The sequence below is a fragment of the Citrobacter sp. Cpo126 genome, from assembly GCF_030332445.1.
Classification (GTDB): domain Bacteria; phylum Pseudomonadota; class Gammaproteobacteria; order Enterobacterales; family Enterobacteriaceae; genus Citrobacter; species Citrobacter portucalensis.
In genome coordinates this window covers 671,932-689,009 of the sequence record NZ_JAOWHT010000032.1, presented here as the reverse complement: position 1 = coordinate 689,009, position 17,078 = coordinate 671,932, and the positions used below count along the sequence as shown (strand labels likewise).

Sequence of the window (17,078 nt, the reverse complement as noted above, 5' to 3'; positions counted from 1 at the left end):
TATGTTGTTAAACGTCACGCTTGCGGGGCCAACGCAATAGCTTCAACTTCCAGCGCAAAACCATAATGAAGTTCCGCAACACCTGCTACTGCACGGGATGGACGGAAATCGCCGATCCACTCTCCATAGATTTTGTTAAACGTCGGCCACTGGTTCATATCCGTCACATAGACGCGAACAGACACCAGATGCTGACGTGATGCCCCAGCACCAGCCAGACAAGCATCAATATTCTTGAGTACCAGCCGGGTTTGATCTTCAAAAGAGGCATCCGCTTTTTTCTCACCGTCGAAAGTGACCGGCAATTGCCCGGAAATGAAGACGAATCCGCCAGCCGTTGTACTGTGCGAGTAATGACCTGCTGGCGGGAAGCTTCCAGCAGATGAGTTCAGTGTAATGTCCGCGGTCATATGAGAATCTCCAGTCGCAGTTTGTGATTCATTTTGTATAAAATAATACTGTTTGTATTATTTTATACTCCTTCATAGTGCGTTCGGCCAGCGATAGTTTTCGCTAACGCTGATTTTGTGAACTACTGCAAACGTGGCCCAGGCTAAATCACTGTCCTGGAGTGGTGACGGGGATATCGCTGTTGAAATGGGGAAAGCCGGGGGGAAATGAAGAAACGCCCCGGGAGGGGGCGTCTAAGCCAAAAGTTTAGCTGATATGACCGTGGTTAATTTTACTTAGCGGTTCATTGATATCGAAGATTTTGAACGTTACTTCCTCCACACCCAGGTGCTTCAGGCGGGCGGTATGCTTTTTGATATAGGCCTGAGCGGTGTCTTCGTCCTGGAACAGGTAGATGCCTCCCGCTTCGTGATTTGCTTCGTTCTCGGTCCAGATTTTCCAGATGAACCCCGGCTCCTGGTTGATTGATTCGGCCAGTTCAACGAGCTGATTCGACATCTCAGCCCCAAACGGACCATGAAAATCAAAGTGTATCTGCACGAGTTTGTTCGACATAAATCCTCCATGGATTGGTTATTTTGGGTAAGGCTGCTAGCGCAACAGCACTTTACCGGTCAGATAAGTTATCGCCTGCCCACTGATATATACACGCGTTCCTGCTAACTGACAGCGTAAATCCCCGCCGCGTTCAGAGACCTGGCGTGCCAGCATCTGTATTTTATTCAGTTTTCCAGCCCAGTAAGGGATCAGCATGCTATGTGCCGAGCCTGTGACCGGGTCTTCCGCGACGGCTTCGCCCGGGCAGAAGAAACGGCTGACAAAATCGTATTCCCCGTCACCCGGCGCGGTGATGCATACCATTTTCCCCAGCGGAATCATGGCGTGGATGTTTGGGCGCACAGCCTCAACCTGCTGTTGATTTTCCAGCACCACCATGTAATCGCGTGCCACACGCACCTCTTTGTATTCGGTGATGCCTAATGTTTCCAGCAGTAAAGCGGGCGGCACGGCAGATTCGCTTTGCCAGGCTGGAAAATCAAGCGTCAGCCATTCACCGCAGCGCGTGACCGTCAGCGGTCCCACAAAGCGGGTAGCAAATTGGATTTTGGTATCCGGGTAATCCAGATGTTCAAAGATGACATGCGCGGCGGCAAGCGTGGCATGCCCACACAGATTAATTTCACCCTGAGTGGTAAACCAACGCAGCTCAAAGCCATTCTCATTGGCGACAAAAAAAGCGGTTTCTGACTGGTTATGCTGCTGCGCCATCTTTAATAATGTTTCATCGGGCAACCAGTCCGTGAGCGGACAGACTGCTGCGGCATTACCGCCAAATGTCGTGGTGGTAAAGGCATCCACCATGTAAAAATCGATTTGTTGCACAGAGTAACCCTCTCATCGCACTCAGGATAAATCACACTCTATCATGCCAGCCATTGGGTCAATGCTCAGATTCGCCACTGTGGTGAAAATTCGTTATCATCCGTTCCCACACCTCATTCTGGCCGCCTGATGTCTACGATCTTCGATACCTTTATTGCCCCGCCTTGCCATGACGAGATAGAGACCCTCTATCAGGACGAGCATCTGGTGCTCATCAATAAACCCAGCGGGTTGCTTAGCCTGTCGGGCAAAAATCCGCAGAATCTCGATTCGGTACATCACCGGCTGGTACAGATTTACCCTGGCTGCACGCTGGTACATCGGCTTGATTTCGGCACCTCTGGGCTGATGGTGGTCGCTCGTAACAAGGCTATCAACGCCGCGCTTTGCCAGCAGTTCAGCCAGCGGACGGTAACTAAGGTGTACAGTGCGCTGTTATGCGGGCATCTGGAGAACGACGAAGGGGTTATCGACGCCGCGATTGCCAAAGACCCGGCGCTGTTTCCATTGATGTCGATTTGTGCTCTCAACGGCAAACCCGCGCGCTCGCGCTATCAGGTTGTCGAGCGTTTTTATCATCGTCAGGAAGAGGGAACGTTGCTCCCCTTGACGCGGGTGCAACTGACCCCTGAAACCGGGCGCACCCATCAACTACGGATCCATTGTCAGCAGTTGGGACATCCTATTTTGGGGTGCGATCTATACGGTGGACGTCTGCTGCCGGGGACTGAACAAACGTCACGGCTGATGCTACATGCCAGTGAACTGCATTTCAGACATCCCATTAGTGAAGCGTGGATGAACGCCAAAAACGCCAGCCCGTTTTGAGGCGAAAAAAAGCCGCCTGGTGGCGGCTTTTATGAGGTTATCGCGCAGCGCGTTGTAAAATAACCGCTGACGGCTGGCGTTGTAGAAACCGCATCCGCAGCATCATCAGTATCGCCGCAGAGGTCAGGCCGATAATAAAGCCCATCCAGAATCCCGCCGGTCCCATCCGGTCAACTACCAGATCGGTAAGCGCCAGAATATAACCGCTCGGCAGACCCAGCACCCAGTATGCCGTAAAGGTAATAAAGAAAATGGAACGCGTATCTTTATAACCACGCAGGATCCCGCTGCCAATAACCTGGATAGAGTCCGAAATTTGATACACCGCGGCCAGTAACATGAGCTGAGCCGCCAGGGCGACAACTTCCGGATTATTGTTATAGAGCAGGGCAATATGCTCGCGGAATGTCACGGTGAAAATCGCCGTTACGACCGCCATGCACACACCAACCCCCAGACCCGTTCTGGCTGCTGTTTGCGCATCCAGCGTGGAACCCTGGCCCAGACGATAGCCGACACGAATGGTGACGGCGGCAGCCAGAGACATTGGCAGGACGAACATTAACGAGCTGAAGTTCAGTGCGATTTGGTGTCCGGCGACGTCGACAATCCCCAGTGGAGAAACCAGCAGCGCGACCACCGCAAACAACGTCACTTCGAAAAATAACGCCAGCGCGATAGGTAAACCCAGCTGTACCAGACGCTTCATTACTGCGGTGTCAGGTTTCTGGAAACCACGCTCATTACGGATATCGCGCATTGAACGCGCACGTTTGATGTAAGAGAGCATGGCGATAAACATCACCCAGTAAACCGCTGCTGTTGCCACACCACAACCCACGCCACCCAGTTCCGGCATGCCTAAATGCCCATAGATGAAAACATAGTTAACCGGAATGTTCACCAGCAGGCCGAGAAATCCCATCACCATCGCCGGTTTAGTCTTGGCTAATCCTTCGCACTGGTTACGGGCTACCTGGAAGAACAGATAACCCGGTGCGCCCCACAGCAGGGCACGCAGGTAGCCAACGGCTTTATCCGCCAGTGCCGGGTCGATGTTATGCATGGAGCGAATAATGTACCCCGCATTCCATAGCACAACCATAATCAGCACGGAGACGCTGCCCGCCAGCCAGAATCCCTGACGTATTTGATGGGCGATACGGTCGCGGCGTCCGGAACCATTGAGTTGCGCAATTACCGGCGTCAACGCCAGCAGTAGTCCGTGACCAAACAGAATGGCCGGTAGCCAGATGGACGTACCAATGGCGACTGCCGCCATATCCGTCGCGCTGTATCCGCCCGCCATGACGGTATCAACGAATCCCATTGCGGTTTGAGCGATTTGCGCAAGAATCACCGGAATTGCCAGAGCTAATAACTGACGCGCTTCACTTACATACTTTTGCACGTGTACACCACTATATTGTTGTTATTTGAGAGACTAAAAAAGCCGCCTTATATGGCAGCAAGGAGAAAAAGCAGGGGAAATTTCAGTCTATTGTAGCGAGGAATACGTAATTCTCCAGTGAAAAAACAGGCGCTGGTGGTGCATTGCTGGCAACCTGAATTTCCACCTGCTATTGTGCTGTGCAGAGATGTCTTAATTGAGTTCAGGAGTAGGAAGTATGTTTACGGGTATTGTGCAGGGCACCGCAAAATTGGTGTCCATTGATGAAAAACCGAATTTTCGTACGCATGTTGTGGAGTTGCCTGAATATATGCTGGATGCGCTGGAGACCGGCGCATCGGTTGCCCACAATGGATGCTGCCTGACGGTCACCGAAATTAACGGTAACCAGATAAGCTTCGACCTGATGAAAGAAACGCTGCGTATCACCAACCTGGGCGATCTGAAGGTTGGAGATTTGGTTAACGTTGAACGTGCGGCAAAATTCAGTGATGAGATTGGCGGACATTTAATGTCGGGCCATATTATGACCACTGCCGAAGTGTCGAAAATTCTGACCTCGGAGAATAACCGTCAGGTGTGGTTTAAAGTCCAGGATCCGTCGCTGATGAAATATATCCTGTACAAAGGATTTATTGGTATTGACGGTATCAGTCTGACGGTCGGTGAAGTGACGCCGACGCGTTTCTGTGTACATTTGATCCCGGAAACGCTGGAGCGTACGACGCTTGGCAAGAAAAAGCTGGGCGCACGGGTTAATATCGAAATCGATCCCCAAACGCAGGCGGTGGTTGATACCGTTGAGCGTGTCCTGGCGGCGCGTGAAAGCGCCATCAGCAACATAACGGGCGAAGCGGGAGCCTAAGCCTGAGAGTAAAGCCCCCGTTGCTACGGGGGCGAAAACGATTAGCGGGGAACGCGCAGACCGTGTTCAACACCGCGGGAAAAGACCACCTGCCATAGCTGAATATCTCGAGCACGAAACGCCCCGGCGCAGGCGTTCAGATAATAGCTGAACATCCGCTTGAAACGTTCGGTGTAGTTATCGGCGATTTCAGGCCAGGAGCTCATGAAACGCTCGTGCCATGCCATCAGCGTCGTGTCGTAATCCGCGCCAAAATTATGCCAGTCCTCCATCACAAAATGTGGTTCGCTGGCGTTGGCAATCTGGCGAACTGACGGCAAACACCCGTTTGGGAAGATATACTTATTGATCCACGGATCAACGTTATTGTCGGTCTTTTTGGAGCCGATGCTATGCAGTAAAAAGAGACCATCCGGTTTTAAATTACGATCGACCACCTCAAAATAGGTGGCGTAGTTCTTCGGTCCAACATGTTCAAACATGCCGACGGAGACAATGCGGTCGAATTTGTCGTTCAGGTCGCGATAATCCTGCAGCAAAATGGTGACATCCAGCCCAGCGCAACGTTCCTGTGCCATTTTCTGCTGTTCTGCCGAAATGGTCACACCCACCACGCTCACGCCATATTGCGATGCCATAAACTGGGATAAACCACCCCAGCCACAGCCAATATCAAGCACCCGCATTCCTGGCTTCAGTTGCAATTTTTCAGCAATCATTTTGAGCTTCGCCTGCTGGGCAGATTCCAGAGTGTTGGCATCTTTCCAGTAGGCGCAGGAATACTGCATATAGGGGTCAAGCATGCGGGTAAAGAGATCGTTGCCCAAATCGTAATGTTCTTTGCCGACCATCCACGCACGTTTTTTGGTCTGTAAATTGAACAGGCGAGCCGTGGCGATACGTAGCGTATCTTTAAAGTGGCGGGGGAGTTGGTTTTCAAGACCGGCGCGCAAGACTTTACTAAAAAACATGTCCAGCCGGTCACATTCCCACCAGCCATCCATATAACTTTCACCCAACCCTAACGATCCTTCCTGCAATACTCGTTTGAAAAAATCGGGGTTCTTTACTCGAATATCAGCCGGTGCATTGCCATTAATGGCAATGCCTGCACGGCTCAATAATTCATTAGTAATGCGGTACCAGTCATCATCCGGTACGCTGACGTCTTCTATACATGATGAACTCATAGCTTCTCCATCACTGGTCGGTGATCAGAACCTTAAAACAGCGTAGACGCTTTTTTGGGCTTTGTGAGAAATCTCACGGAATTAATCCGCGAATCTATAATCCGACGTAGAACAGAGGAAGGGAGAAACCCTTACCGAAAAGGCCATCCGTGGTAATACGGGAACGTTCTTGTCCCCGTTAACGCATTAAAATTATCGTTTTTTTAACAACTGAAAATCAGTATATGCCTGAATTTTTGACGATTCAACCGATAATTGTTAGCGGGCTAACTAAATGCCCGCAACCATTATTAGTGCGACTCTCCGTGGGCAACTTGCGCACGATCGTCTGTTTGCGGGGCGTCAGTTTTCTGCGATTGCATTTTGTAACCCACAGCAGCCAGCAATACTGTTGTCAGCATAACGCTGGTGGTGGTGAGCAGCGGGGTGGCAATCAACCAGGAAACGACAAGGCTTGCCAGGAAGCATAAACCCAGTTGCAGCGTATTCTGCAATGCGGCTGCGCGTCCCGTGGCCTGTGGGAAAGGGCGTAATGCCTGCGCGACAACGATAGGGTAGATCGCGCCGTTCGCAATCGCCATAACGCAGAATGGGATCAGGATTTCAGCCAATGCAACATGATGAATAAAGCCGGTCGCCCAGGTGCCTACAACGCTGAAGGCATACAGAATGAGTAACCAGGGCAGCAGCTGACGACCCTGCCATTTTTGCAGCGCTGCACGACAGCCGTAACCACCAATTAAGAAGGCGATAGTTTGCGGAACATAGCTCAGACCAATTACCGCTGGGCTATAACCCATTTCGCTGAGGATGAACGGGGAACCCGTCAGCCATGCGAAAAAGCTCGCGGAACAGGCGGCATAAATCAGCACGTTTCCACGGTAAGTTTTCGAGCGCAGCAAGGTGGCGAAAGTCAGTTTATCCTGGCTGTCATCGCGCGCTTTAGCCGTTGGCTTTAGACGCAGAGCCGGAAGCATCAGAATCAGAGTAATGGCAAACAGAGTGGCAAAAATGGCCTGCCAGGAAAAATGTACCAGGATCCAACTACCTAATAGCGGGGCGAGTGCAGGAGATAACCCGACCAGCGGCATAATAGTGGCAAAGATGCGGTTTACTTTTTGTGAAGGATAATAATCGGTAACCAGCGCTTGCCAGATAACCGATGCCGCACAGACGCCAACGGCCTGAACAAATCGCAGTACCAGCAGACCAGTGGCGTTTTCAACCCATAGCATGCCCAGACTGCCCAGTGCGAAGATAGATAAACCCAGCAGCAAAATAGGCTTGCGGCCATAGTGGTCAGAAAGCGGCCCCCACAGCAGTTGCGCGACGGCAAACCCCGCTAAGAACAAGCTCAGGCTGGCGCTGACGGCAGATGCAGGTGTTTGCAGATCGGACTGAATAGCAGCAAAGGCGGGTAGATACATATCCGTTGCCAGAAAACCGAGCACGCTAAGACCTGCCAGCCAGACTAAAAACCCTTTCCCAGGTTGCATCATCATTTCTCTTTTTTAGCAGTAGAACAATGCCGCTGAGTGTAGTGAGTGTAATTCTCGCTGTGAAACGCTAATATTTGCTTACTGATTTCAAATTTTTTGCAGGCAGAATATGTGGTCGGAATATTCACTTGAAGTGGTTGATGCGGTTGCGCGTAACGGCAGTTTTAGTTCGGCCGCGCAGGAGCTGCACCGTGTACCTTCGGCAGTAAGCTACACCGTACGCCAGCTGGAAGAATGGCTAGCGGTGCCACTTTTTGAGCGACGCCATCGGGATGTGGAATTAACGCCTGCCGGGGCATGGTTTTTAAAAGAAGGCCGCTCTGTTATCAAAAAAATGCAGATCACGCGCCAGCAATGTCAGCAAATTGCCAACGGCTGGCGCGGACAGCTGGCGATCGCCGTCGATAACATTGTCCGCCCGGATCGTACCCGACAGATGATCGTGGATTTCTACCGTCACTTTGATGATGTGGAGTTGTTAGTTTTTCAGGAAGTGTTTAACGGCGTGTGGGACGCACTGTCTGATGGGCGTGTGGAGCTGGCCATCGGGGCCACACAGGCCATTCCGGTCGGGGGGCGCTATACCTTCCGCGATATGGGAATGTTGAGCTGGAGCTGCGTGGTAGCCAGTCATCACCCACTGGCGTCAATGCCCGGACCGTTAAGTGATGACACGTTGCGCAACTGGCCGTCACTGGTGCGCGAAGATACCTCCCGAACATTGCCGAAGCGTATTACCTGGCTGCTGGACAACCAAAAGCGCGTCGTCGTGCCGGATTGGGAATCCTCTGCGACCTGTTTGTCCGCGGGATTGTGCGTGGGCATGGTACCGACGCATTTTGCCAAGCCGTGGATCGATAGCGGTAAATGGGTTGCGCTGCAACTGGAGAACCCCTTTCCTGATGCCGCATGTTGTCTGACATGGCAGCAGAACGATACGTCACCAGCATTGAGTTGGCTGCTGGACTATTTAGGGGATAGTGAAACGTTGAACAAGGAATGGCTGCGGGAGCCAGATGAGACTCCCGCACAACAGGCTTAACGGCGGTAATCGCGGAACGGACCGTCGGCAACGGAGCGACGCTCAACCAGGCGCGGATGCACCTCGATAGACTGTGACTCTTCACGTTTATTCACGATACGGTCTAACAGCATGTTGAAGGCCGTTTCACCCAGTGAATCCTTCGGCTGGTGAATGGTCGTCAAGGCCGGCGTGAAGAAGCGGGCGTTGCGCACGTTGTCGTAGCCGATGAGTGAGACATCCTGCGGTACGCGCAGCCCCATTTCGTCAGCGGCGCACAGCGCACCCATTGCCATAATATCGCCACCGCAGAAGACAGCGGTCGGACGATGTGACTGCGACAGAATTTGCTGCATGGCGCGATAGCCGGATTCAGGCTCGAAATCGCCCTGAACAATCCAGTTTTCAGGCACTTTAATCAGCGCTTCTTCCATCGCTTTCATAAAGCCAGCCAGACGCCCGGCCCCGGTGTTACGTTCCATTGGACCAGGGATCACGCCAATCTCACGATGACCGCGTTCTACCAGATACCGGCCCGCCATGTAACCGCCTTCGAAGGCGTTATCAATGACCGTATCGGTAAAGTCGGCTTTTGCTTCGCCCCAGTCCATGACGACCATCGGGATATGGCGATACTCTTCGAGCATCGAAAGCAGCGACTCCGGATACTCAGAACACATCACCAGCAGACCATCAACGCGCTTTTGCGCCATCATCGACAGATAAGCCTGCTGTTTTTCGAGACTGTTCCATGCGTTACCCAGGATCAGGGTATAGCCTTTCTGGAAACAGTTTTTCTCAACGGCTTCGATAATTTCGGCGAAATAGGCCGCTTCGCTGCTGGTCGCCAGCAAGCCGATAGACTTGGTGTGATTTACCTTCAGGCTGCGGGCAACTGCGCTCGGAGAATAGTGCAGTTCTTTGATTGCTGCCCAGACAGCATTACGTGTTTCTTCCGCGACAAAGCGCGTCTTGTTAATTACGTGTGATACGGTTGTAGTGGAAACGTTTGCTCGCTTCGCTACATCTTTAATTGTTGCCATTACATCTCACTCCAGACCATATCCTAAGCTCCTGAGAATACTCCAGGTAAACGTTTGCCTTTACACACCCTTATCGCAACGTAAGGGTTGCGGCACGCCGGGAAAACGACACGGAACGTCAGGAAGGGGTCAATGGCCGGTACGCTAATCAAGTAAGCGTGGAATTTTGTCTGATCTTAACGAAAAGGGGAAGAGTTAAAAGCAGTTATCAATATAAATCGTGAGAGATTTTTGCTTTCAAGTGTGTAAAAATGCGCAATATCACTTTTTGTGTGGGAATAAAAAGGAGAAAACTTGATGAGCACCGATCTGAAATTTTCGTTAGTGACTACCATTATTGTTCTGGGTTTGATCGTCGCGGGTGGTCTGACCGCAGCGCTGCATTGATTTCCCCGAGGGAGTTAGCTCTCCCTCATCCCTTCGACTCGTTTTTCCCCTCTATTGTTTGCGAATAAGCAAAAGTCTTTTGCAGTTTTGTTAACTTTATTAATTTTGCGATCAATGTCATGCTTTTGACTCTTATTTTATGTCGTGCCACGGCTCGACGATATGGAGTCGAAATATGAAAATCAATTACCCTTTACTGGCGCTGGCAATCGGGGCGTTTGGTATTGGCACCACCGAGTTTTCGCCAATGGGGTTGTTGCCCGTCATTGCCAAAGGTGTGGACGTCTCGATTCCGGCGGCTGGCATGCTGATCAGCGCTTATGCAGTAGGTGTGATGGTAGGTGCACCGCTGATGACATTGCTGCTGTCTCATCGTGCGCGACGTAATGCTTTGATATTCCTGATGGCGATTTTCACGCTGGGTAATGTGCTTTCAGCTATCTCGCCGGATTACACCACGCTGATGCTATCGCGTATTTTGACCAGTCTTAACCATGGAGCCTTTTTTGGTCTCGGTTCTGTGGTTGCAGCCAGTGTGGTACCCAAACATAAGCAGGCCAGCGCCGTGGCAACGATGTTTATGGGGTTAACCATCGCCAATATTGGCGGCGTTCCGGCGGCGACCTGGCTTGGTGAAACCATCGGCTGGCGCATGTCGTTTATGGCCACTGCGGGGCTGGGTGTCATTGCGATGGTCAGCCTGTTCTTCTCATTACCCAAGGGTGGAGCAGGAGAGCGCCCGGATGTCCGCAGCGAACTGGCGGTGTTGATGCGCCCACAGGTGCTGTCGGCGTTACTGACTACCGTACTGGGTGCAGGGGCGATGTTCACGCTGTATACCTACATCTCGCCGGTTCTGCATACTATCACTCATGCTACACCGGCATTTGTTACCGGGATGCTGGTGTTGATAGGCGTTGGCTTCTCGATCGGTAACTATTTTGGCGGCAAACTGGCTGACCGTTCAGTCAACGGTACGCTGAAAGGCTTTTTACTGCTGCTGATGGTTATTATGCTGGCCATTCCTTTCTTTGCGCGTAATGAGCTGGGAGCGGCGGTCAGTATGGTGGTCTGGGGCGCGGCGACGTTTGCGGTCGTTCCACCGTTGCAGATGCGTGTGATGCGCGTTGCCAGCGAAGCGCCTGGATTATCATCGTCAGTCAATATTGGCGCGTTTAATCTGGGGAACGCTCTGGGGGCTGCGGCCGGTGGGGCGGTGATATCTGGCGGCCTGGGCTACAGTTTTGTACCGGTGATGGGGGCGATTGTGGCGGGTCTTGCGCTGCTACTGGTGTTCATTTCCGCAAGAAGACAGCCTGAAGAGGCTTTCACTACCGCGAATTAATGCAAAAACGCAGAAGGAAGTCCTTCTGCGTTATCTTTTTTATGCTGCGAAGTTCTTCGCAACAAATTCCCAGTTCACCAGTGCCCAGAAATGTTCCAGGTAGCCAGGACGGGCATTGCGATAATCGATGTAGTAGGCGTGTTCCCATACGTCAACGGTCATCAGCGGCGTCGCGTCGGTGGTCAGCGGAGTACCTGCGTTGGAGGTGGAGACGATAGCCAGTTTGCCATCCGTTCCTTTAACCAGCCAGGTCCAGCCAGAACCGAAGTTTTTGATAGCGGCATCGGTGAATTGCGCTTTGAAATCTGCAAAGCTGCCAAAGGAGGCGGCAATTGCATCAGCCAGTTTACCGGTCGGTTCGCCACCTGCGTTCGGTGCCAGGCAGTTCCAGTAGAACGTGTGGTTCCATACTTGTGCTGCGTTATTGAATACACCGCCTTCAGAGCTACGAACGATCTCTTCCAGTGATTTGCCTTCAAACGCCGTGCCTTTAATCAGATTGTTCAGATTGGTCACGTAGGTTTGATGGTGTTTGCCATAGTGATATTCCAGCGTTTCGGCAGAAATGTGCGGTGCCAGAGCATCTTTGGCATACGGTAATGCAGGTAATTCAAACGACATTGCTTCTCTCCTTATTATTTATATTGAGTACACACAATAGCCTCATTGTGAGTAAGGATAGGGTAGCAAATTGAAAGGTTATGCAAAAGAAGAACTTACCCTACAGCATGTTCTGTAGGGTAAGTTTTTAGCGAATTGTTTTTGGCGTCATTACCCGACGAGCGCCCACATAGTGGCGCTGCCAGTAATCTTCGCTCAGAGAGGTGATTTGAATTTCCTGCCCGCTGCGCGGTGACTGAATAAACTTACCGTTGCCGACGTAGACGCCGACGTGATCGGCTGTTCCGCGACCCTGGGTACGAAAGAATACCAGATCACCATTTTTCAGTTCGCCACGTTCAATTGGTGCGGCATCACGCAGATGGTACATTTCATTCGCGGTACGCGGAATGCGGAACTTCACCAGATCTTTATAGGCGTAATAAACCAGACCGCTGCAGTCAAACCCGGTTCTTGGCGAGGAGCCGCCCCAACGATAAGGTTTGCCGATTTGGTTCATCAAGGTGGACATAGCGGTTTTAGTCGCTTTCTGCACTTTCACTTTATGTGCATCAGCAAGCGTAGTCGGTGCAGTGGTTTTCACCTTCACGCAGCGTGGTTTATGACCTTTGCGCGGTGTGCATTTTTCCGTCCAGGTAACGGCTGCGGTTTGTGCTGCGGCAGTTTTACCACGGCGATTTGCAGTTTTAGTCGACTTTGCCGGAGTGGCTGTGCGTTTTTTAGAAGAGGAAGCGGTTTTGGTGCTGGTTTTGCTGGTGGTCTTTGTCGCCGTTTTCTTGCTGGTCTTTGTTGTTTTTTGGCTGGTTGTTGCGCTTTTCTTTTTATCTACCGTCTTGAGTGGGTGAGTACTGGTAGGTGTCGTCCTGGCCTGCTTGGAAGCATGAGCCATAGGCGTAAAAGGCAGTGTAGTAAAAAGCAAAGCACAGAGCGTGATCGAGATTCGGTTTATCCGCGCCACTGAGCAGTCCTCTGGTAAGGCAGGTCTATCGTGCCTGCGTGTGATTTTCAAAACTTGACGATTCTAATCTATAGAAAGAGGGAAAGTTAATAGCTTTTTTAGTTTAAAACTGCGTTTCGTAACCGACCGCAAAAAAAAACAGCAAATAGAGATAGAATTGGTGAACAGATAATCAAATCCACATGTTTGAAGGGGATAAGTGAGATTGTGAATGCAACTTTTAGCGTCAGGGGATAAAATAATAACGCGTAATGAAAATGTTATTTTCCGTTGCCTGTCTGACCCGTTACAATGTCAGACTACTGCCGTAAAAGAAGTTTAAGGAAGCAAGATAATGAGCACCACTATCGAAAAAATCCAGCGCCAGATCGCTGAAAACCCGATTCTCCTGTACATGAAAGGTTCCCCTAAACTGCCAAGCTGCGGTTTCTCCGCACAGGCTGTGCAGGCGCTGTCAGCCTGTGGTGAACGCTTTGCTTATGTTGATATTCTGCAGAACCCGGATATTCGCGCCGAACTGCCGAAATACGCAAACTGGCCAACTTTCCCACAGCTGTGGGTTGATGGTGAGCTGGTTGGCGGTTGTGACATTCTGATCGAAATGTACCAGCGCGGTGAGTTGCAGCAGCTGATTAAAGAAACAGCAGCGAAATACAAAACCGAAGAGCCGGACGCTGAGTAATACCAGCAGAAGTAAAAAAGCGACCTGAAATGGTCGCTTTTTTTATGTCGCCGTTACGCTTCTTCAGGCACGGGAAGAGGCCAACCGCCGAGACGTTTCCAGCGGTTAACGATTTCGCAAAACAGCACGGCCGTACGTTCGGTGTCATACAACGCCGAGTGCGCCTGATTCCCGTCAAACTCCATTCCCGCCGCCAGGCACGCTTTTGATAACACAGTCTGCCCCAGAGACAGACCGCTTAATGCCGCCGTATCAAAGGTTACAAATGGGTGGAACGGATTACGTTTGAGCGAGGCGCGTTCTGCTGCAGCCATCATGAAACTGTGGTCGAACGTAGCGTTATGCGCCACCATGATTGCCCGATTGCAGCCGCTGTCTTTAATGCCTTTACGCACCATTTTGAAGATGGCATGCAGAGCATCATATTCGCTGACCGCACCGCGTAGCGGGTTGTTAGGGTCAATACCGTTAAAGGCGAGCGCTTCCGGTTGCAAATTGGCACCTTCAAACGGCTCTACGTGGAAATGTAACGTCGTGTCCGGCATCAGCCAGCCTTGTTCATCCATTTTCAGTGTGATGGCGGCAATCTCAAGCAGCGCATCGGTTTTGGCATTGAACCCTGCGGTTTCGACATCAATGACGACAGGATAAAAACCACGAAAACGGTCACACAGACCGGAAAGTTGAGCGTTATCGGACATCTGGGTCTCTTAATACGGGAAAATTGCAGCGCGTATTATGGCAAAATGATGAGTATAAAACTATGGGCACAGACGATCTGCGCCCGAGGGTGAGATTAATCGCCCAGGCCGCGCCCGGCGTCTTTCTCTTCGATCAGCTCAATTTTGTAGCCGTCCGGATCTTCAACGAACGCAATCACTGTGGTGCCGCCTTTTACTGGACCTGCTTCACGCGTTACGTTACCGCCATTCTGGCGAATACGTTCACAGGCTTCAGCCGCGTTGTCTACGCTCAGGGCGATATGGCCATAGGCAGTACCCAGATCATACTTGTCGACACCCCAGTTATAGGTCAGTTCGATTACTGCTTCACTGGTTTCAGGACCGTAGCCGACAAAAGCCAGAGAGTACTTGTATTCAGGGTTTTCGCTGGTACGCAGCAGCTTCATGCCCAGCACGTTGGTATAAAACTCGATGGAACGCTGCAGGTCACCCACGCGCAGCATGGTATGGAGTAAACGCATCTTTTTCCCCTTCGAAAATGGCTAATACATTCAAAATGTTGTTTTAGTATAGCGGCGTTGTTACGCCGCTATCAATGGCAGAACGGAGATTGTGACGTTAGAGGGTAGGATAGTCGGTGTAACCTTCCGCGCCGCCGCCGTAGAAACTCTCGGCACGTTGCGGATTCAGTTCTGCTTTTCGTTGCAGACGCGCCACCAGATCCGGGTTAGCAATATAGGCGCGACCAAAAGCAACGGCGTCGATCAGACCTTTCTCGATCAGCGCTTCTGCTTTTTCTGGGGTGTAAGCACCAGCACCAATGATAGGGCCGTGGAAGCGCGCGCGAACTTTTTCGCGGAACGCATCGGAATACGGCTCGCCACCGGCCCAGTCCGGCTCAGACATGTGCAGGTAAGCGATTCCGCGCTTGCCCAATTGTTCAATCAGATACAGCGCATCGGCTTCTTCGTTTGGACCATTGTCTACGTTCTGGAAAGTGCCAATCGGGGAGACGCGAATACCAATGCGATCGGCACCCCATTCTTTAATTCCGGCATCAACCACTTCCAGTACCAGACGCGCACGATTTTCGACGCTGCCACCGTATTGATCGGTACGCTGGTTAGACGTTGGCGACAGGAACTGGTGCAGCAGGTAGCCGTGGGCAGAGTGCAGTTCAACCATATCGAAACCCGCTTCGCGCGCATTGGCTATCGCCTGACGGAAGTCATTAACGATACCCGGAATCTCTTCGGTTTCCAGCGCACGCGGCATTGAGGTATCGGCACGCGTTGCCAGGCCGTTTTCATCGCGCAGCGAGGTGCGGGTTCCAGCGCTAATCGCGGAAGGTGCAACTGGAGCTTGACCGTTTGGCTGCAGACTGGCGTGAGAGATGCGTCCAGTGTGCCACAACTGGACAGCAATATGACCTTGCTCAGCGTGTACGGCAGTAGTGATTTTCTTCCATGCGGCAATTTGCGCTTCGCTGTGTAAGCCGGGTGCTCCGGCATAGCCTTTCGCCTGTGCGGAAATCTGCGTCGCTTCGCTGATGATAAGACCCGCGCTGGCGCGTTGACGGTAATACTCGGCCATCAGCGGAGTAGGGATGTCGCCAGGCTCAATACTGCGCAGACGCGTCAGTGGCGCCATAAATACGCGGTTTGCTGCCGTAATGGCACCCACTTTCAGTGGGGAAAACAGTTTTTCAGATGACATGTGGCACTCCTGAATAGACCGGTCGTCTAGTAATGAAGGAAATAAAAACGCCTGTTAAACGGCAGGCGTTGTGATGATGTTTTTAACGTGCGCCAGCGCATTTTCCAGCGGAGTGGCGCTACGAGAAATCTTGGCCTGCAGGTTGGCGCCAAGCCACAGCGCATACAGTACCTGCGCCTGCTGTAACGGCTCGCCAACAAAAGACAGACAATGGCTGGCCTGACCTTTCTCCAGCGCCTGCGCTAACAGCACAATAATGTGCCGCGCGCCTTTATCCATCGCTGTGCGCATATCTTCTGACAGATCGCACACTTCGGCAGACAGTTTTACAGTTAAACAGCCGCTAATAATGCCGTGCTGGCTAAACTGGTTCAGGGTTTCCTGATAGTAGGCCAGAATGCGATCGCGGTAGTTTCCCGCTCCCGTATCAAAGTGCGTAGCCAGTCGCCGATGATAGGCCGCATAGTGGCGTTCCAGCATCGCGACACCGAACGCTTCTTTAGAGCGAAAGTAATGATAAAACGAACCTTTGGGTACTTCAGCGGTTTTCAGTAGTTCGCTTAACCCCATGCCGGTGAAGCCGCGCTGCATACACAGCAGTTCGCCAGTCGCCAGCAGATGTTCGCGTGTATCGTGTTCAGTGATTTTGTTCATGGGAAGGAGTGTAATAGACCAGTCGGTCTAATGCAATAGCGCTTGCGAGAAATTCAGTTAACGTCTTCAATAGGTATATCAATCTTATTAAAGGAGGGGATGTGGCCGAACAGCTGGAGTTTTTCCCCGTCCAGAGCCCATGCCGTGGAATATGTCAGTCTGACGAACGCGGCTTTTGCCGTGGCTGTTTTCGCAGTCGGGATGAGCGTTTTAACTGGCAAAAGATGAGCGATACCCAAAAGCAGGAAGTGCTGCGGCTTTGTCGTCAGCGCCTGATGCGTAAATTACGTGCAAACAAAGCCAACCCTTCGGAAGAACCGCAACAACCTTCACTCTTTTAAAAGCGTAATTGCGTATACTCGAGGCACATTCACTTAAAAG

The 17,078-nt window shown here is 51.6% G+C and carries 20 protein-coding genes; 7 read left to right on the top strand and 13 right to left on the bottom strand.

Features of this window, described 5'->3' with window-relative positions; all coding sequences use genetic code 11:
• Positions 1-14: 14 nt before the first annotated feature.
• The 3 genes from OGY17_RS12520 to OGY17_RS12510 all read right to left on the bottom strand — a co-directional run bounded on the left by OGY17_RS12520 (position 15) and on the right by OGY17_RS12510 (position 1,794).
• On the bottom strand, positions 15-410 hold the full coding sequence (locus OGY17_RS12520; RefSeq protein ID WP_003832744.1) for a RidA family protein: 396 nt from the start codon (positions 408-410) through the stop codon (positions 15-17).
• Positions 411-657: 247 nt separating this feature from the next.
• Positions 658-966 (bottom strand): monooxygenase, encoded by a 309-nt coding sequence (locus OGY17_RS12515; protein ID WP_057067232.1) that lies wholly within the window; start codon positions 964-966, stop codon positions 658-660.
• A gap of 36 nt (positions 967-1,002) precedes the next feature.
• Positions 1,003-1,794: a PhzF family phenazine biosynthesis protein gene (locus OGY17_RS12510; RefSeq protein WP_191214723.1), complete on the bottom strand. Its 792-nt coding sequence runs from the start codon at positions 1,792-1,794 to the stop codon at positions 1,003-1,005.
• Positions 1,795-1,923: 129 nt separating this feature from the next.
• Between OGY17_RS12510 and OGY17_RS12505 the strand changes: the two genes are divergently transcribed.
• Complete coding sequence (locus tag OGY17_RS12505) at positions 1,924-2,622, top strand: RluA family pseudouridine synthase (protein WP_008784660.1); 699 nt, start codon at positions 1,924-1,926, stop codon at positions 2,620-2,622.
• Positions 2,623-2,659: 37 nt separating this feature from the next.
• Here the strand turns inward: OGY17_RS12505 and mdtK are convergent, their stop codons facing one another.
• Positions 2,660-4,033: a multidrug efflux MATE transporter MdtK gene (gene mdtK, locus OGY17_RS12500; protein WP_008784661.1), complete on the bottom strand. Its 1,374-nt coding sequence runs from the start codon at positions 4,031-4,033 to the stop codon at positions 2,660-2,662.
• Positions 4,034-4,250: 217 nt separating this feature from the next.
• Here mdtK and OGY17_RS12495 point away from each other — a divergent pair, with 217 nt between their 5' ends.
• Positions 4,251-4,898, top strand: coding sequence for a riboflavin synthase (locus tag OGY17_RS12495; RefSeq protein ID WP_003832752.1), 648 nt, complete (start codon positions 4,251-4,253; stop codon positions 4,896-4,898).
• 41 nt (positions 4,899-4,939) lie between these two features.
• On the opposite strand, the gene cfa is transcribed toward OGY17_RS12495, so the two are convergent.
• Both cfa and punC read right to left on the bottom strand, forming a co-directional pair.
• Positions 4,940-6,088, bottom strand: a complete 1,149-nt coding sequence (gene cfa, locus OGY17_RS12490; protein WP_008784662.1) for a cyclopropane fatty acyl phospholipid synthase — start codon at positions 6,086-6,088, stop codon at positions 4,940-4,942.
• A gap of 290 nt (positions 6,089-6,378) precedes the next feature.
• Positions 6,379-7,584, bottom strand: coding sequence for a purine nucleoside transporter PunC (gene punC, locus OGY17_RS12485; protein ID WP_032943314.1), 1,206 nt, complete (start codon positions 7,582-7,584; stop codon positions 6,379-6,381).
• A gap of 112 nt (positions 7,585-7,696) precedes the next feature.
• Here punC and punR point away from each other — a divergent pair, with 112 nt between their 5' ends.
• The gene (gene punR, locus OGY17_RS12480; RefSeq protein ID WP_003029215.1) at positions 7,697-8,629 is read left to right on the top strand and encodes a DNA-binding transcriptional activator PunR; all 933 of its coding nucleotides are present in this window, start codon (positions 7,697-7,699) and stop codon (positions 8,627-8,629) included.
• On the opposite strand, the gene purR is transcribed toward punR, so the two are convergent.
• Positions 8,626-9,651 (bottom strand): HTH-type transcriptional repressor PurR, encoded by a 1,026-nt coding sequence (purR, locus tag OGY17_RS12475; RefSeq protein ID WP_003832757.1) that lies wholly within the window; start codon positions 9,649-9,651, stop codon positions 8,626-8,628. The two genes, punR and purR, sit on opposite strands and share 4 nt — an antisense overlap.
• A 297-nt stretch (positions 9,652-9,948) precedes the next feature.
• Here purR and cydH point away from each other — a divergent pair, with 297 nt between their 5' ends.
• The gene (gene cydH / locus OGY17_RS12470) at positions 9,949-10,038 is read left to right on the top strand and encodes a cytochrome bd-I accessory subunit CydH (protein WP_003029209.1); all 90 of its coding nucleotides are present in this window, start codon (positions 9,949-9,951) and stop codon (positions 10,036-10,038) included.
• A gap of 175 nt (positions 10,039-10,213) precedes the next feature.
• Complete coding sequence (locus OGY17_RS12465) at positions 10,214-11,383, top strand: MFS transporter (protein ID WP_286607369.1); 1,170 nt, start codon at positions 10,214-10,216, stop codon at positions 11,381-11,383.
• Between the two features lie 39 nt (positions 11,384-11,422).
• On the opposite strand, the gene sodB is transcribed toward OGY17_RS12465, so the two are convergent.
• Both sodB and OGY17_RS12455 read right to left on the bottom strand, forming a co-directional pair.
• On the bottom strand, positions 11,423-12,004 hold the full coding sequence (gene sodB / locus OGY17_RS12460; protein ID WP_003029205.1) for a superoxide dismutase [Fe]: 582 nt from the start codon (positions 12,002-12,004) through the stop codon (positions 11,423-11,425).
• Between the two features lie 127 nt (positions 12,005-12,131).
• Positions 12,132-12,962: a C40 family peptidase gene (locus OGY17_RS12455; RefSeq protein WP_008784666.1), complete on the bottom strand. Its 831-nt coding sequence runs from the start codon at positions 12,960-12,962 to the stop codon at positions 12,132-12,134.
• Between the two features lie 334 nt (positions 12,963-13,296).
• Between OGY17_RS12455 and grxD the strand changes: the two genes are divergently transcribed.
• Entirely contained in the window at positions 13,297-13,644 is a 348-nt protein-coding gene (gene grxD, locus OGY17_RS12450; RefSeq protein WP_003832760.1) for a monothiol glutaredoxin 4, read from the top strand.
• Between the two features lie 53 nt (positions 13,645-13,697).
• On the opposite strand, the gene rnt is transcribed toward grxD, so the two are convergent.
• From rnt to OGY17_RS12430, 4 genes are all read right to left on the bottom strand, one after another.
• Entirely contained in the window at positions 13,698-14,345 is a 648-nt protein-coding gene (rnt, locus tag OGY17_RS12445; protein WP_003029200.1) for a ribonuclease T, read from the bottom strand.
• Between the two features lie 95 nt (positions 14,346-14,440).
• Positions 14,441-14,848 (bottom strand): lactoylglutathione lyase, encoded by a 408-nt coding sequence (gloA, locus tag OGY17_RS12440; protein WP_003832762.1) that lies wholly within the window; start codon positions 14,846-14,848, stop codon positions 14,441-14,443.
• A 97-nt stretch (positions 14,849-14,945) separates the two neighbouring features.
• Positions 14,946-16,043: an alkene reductase gene (locus OGY17_RS12435; RefSeq protein WP_008784667.1), complete on the bottom strand. Its 1,098-nt coding sequence runs from the start codon at positions 16,041-16,043 to the stop codon at positions 14,946-14,948.
• A gap of 54 nt (positions 16,044-16,097) precedes the next feature.
• Positions 16,098-16,697 carry a TetR/AcrR family transcriptional regulator gene (locus OGY17_RS12430; RefSeq protein ID WP_003832766.1) on the bottom strand — a complete coding sequence of 200 codons (600 nt, stop codon included), beginning with the start codon at positions 16,695-16,697 and terminating at the stop codon, positions 16,098-16,100.
• Positions 16,698-16,798: 101 nt separating this feature from the next.
• Between OGY17_RS12430 and OGY17_RS12425 the strand changes: the two genes are divergently transcribed.
• Entirely contained in the window at positions 16,799-17,038 is a 240-nt protein-coding gene (locus OGY17_RS12425; protein WP_003832768.1) for a DUF1289 domain-containing protein, read from the top strand.
• Positions 17,039-17,078: the final 40 nt, after the last annotated feature.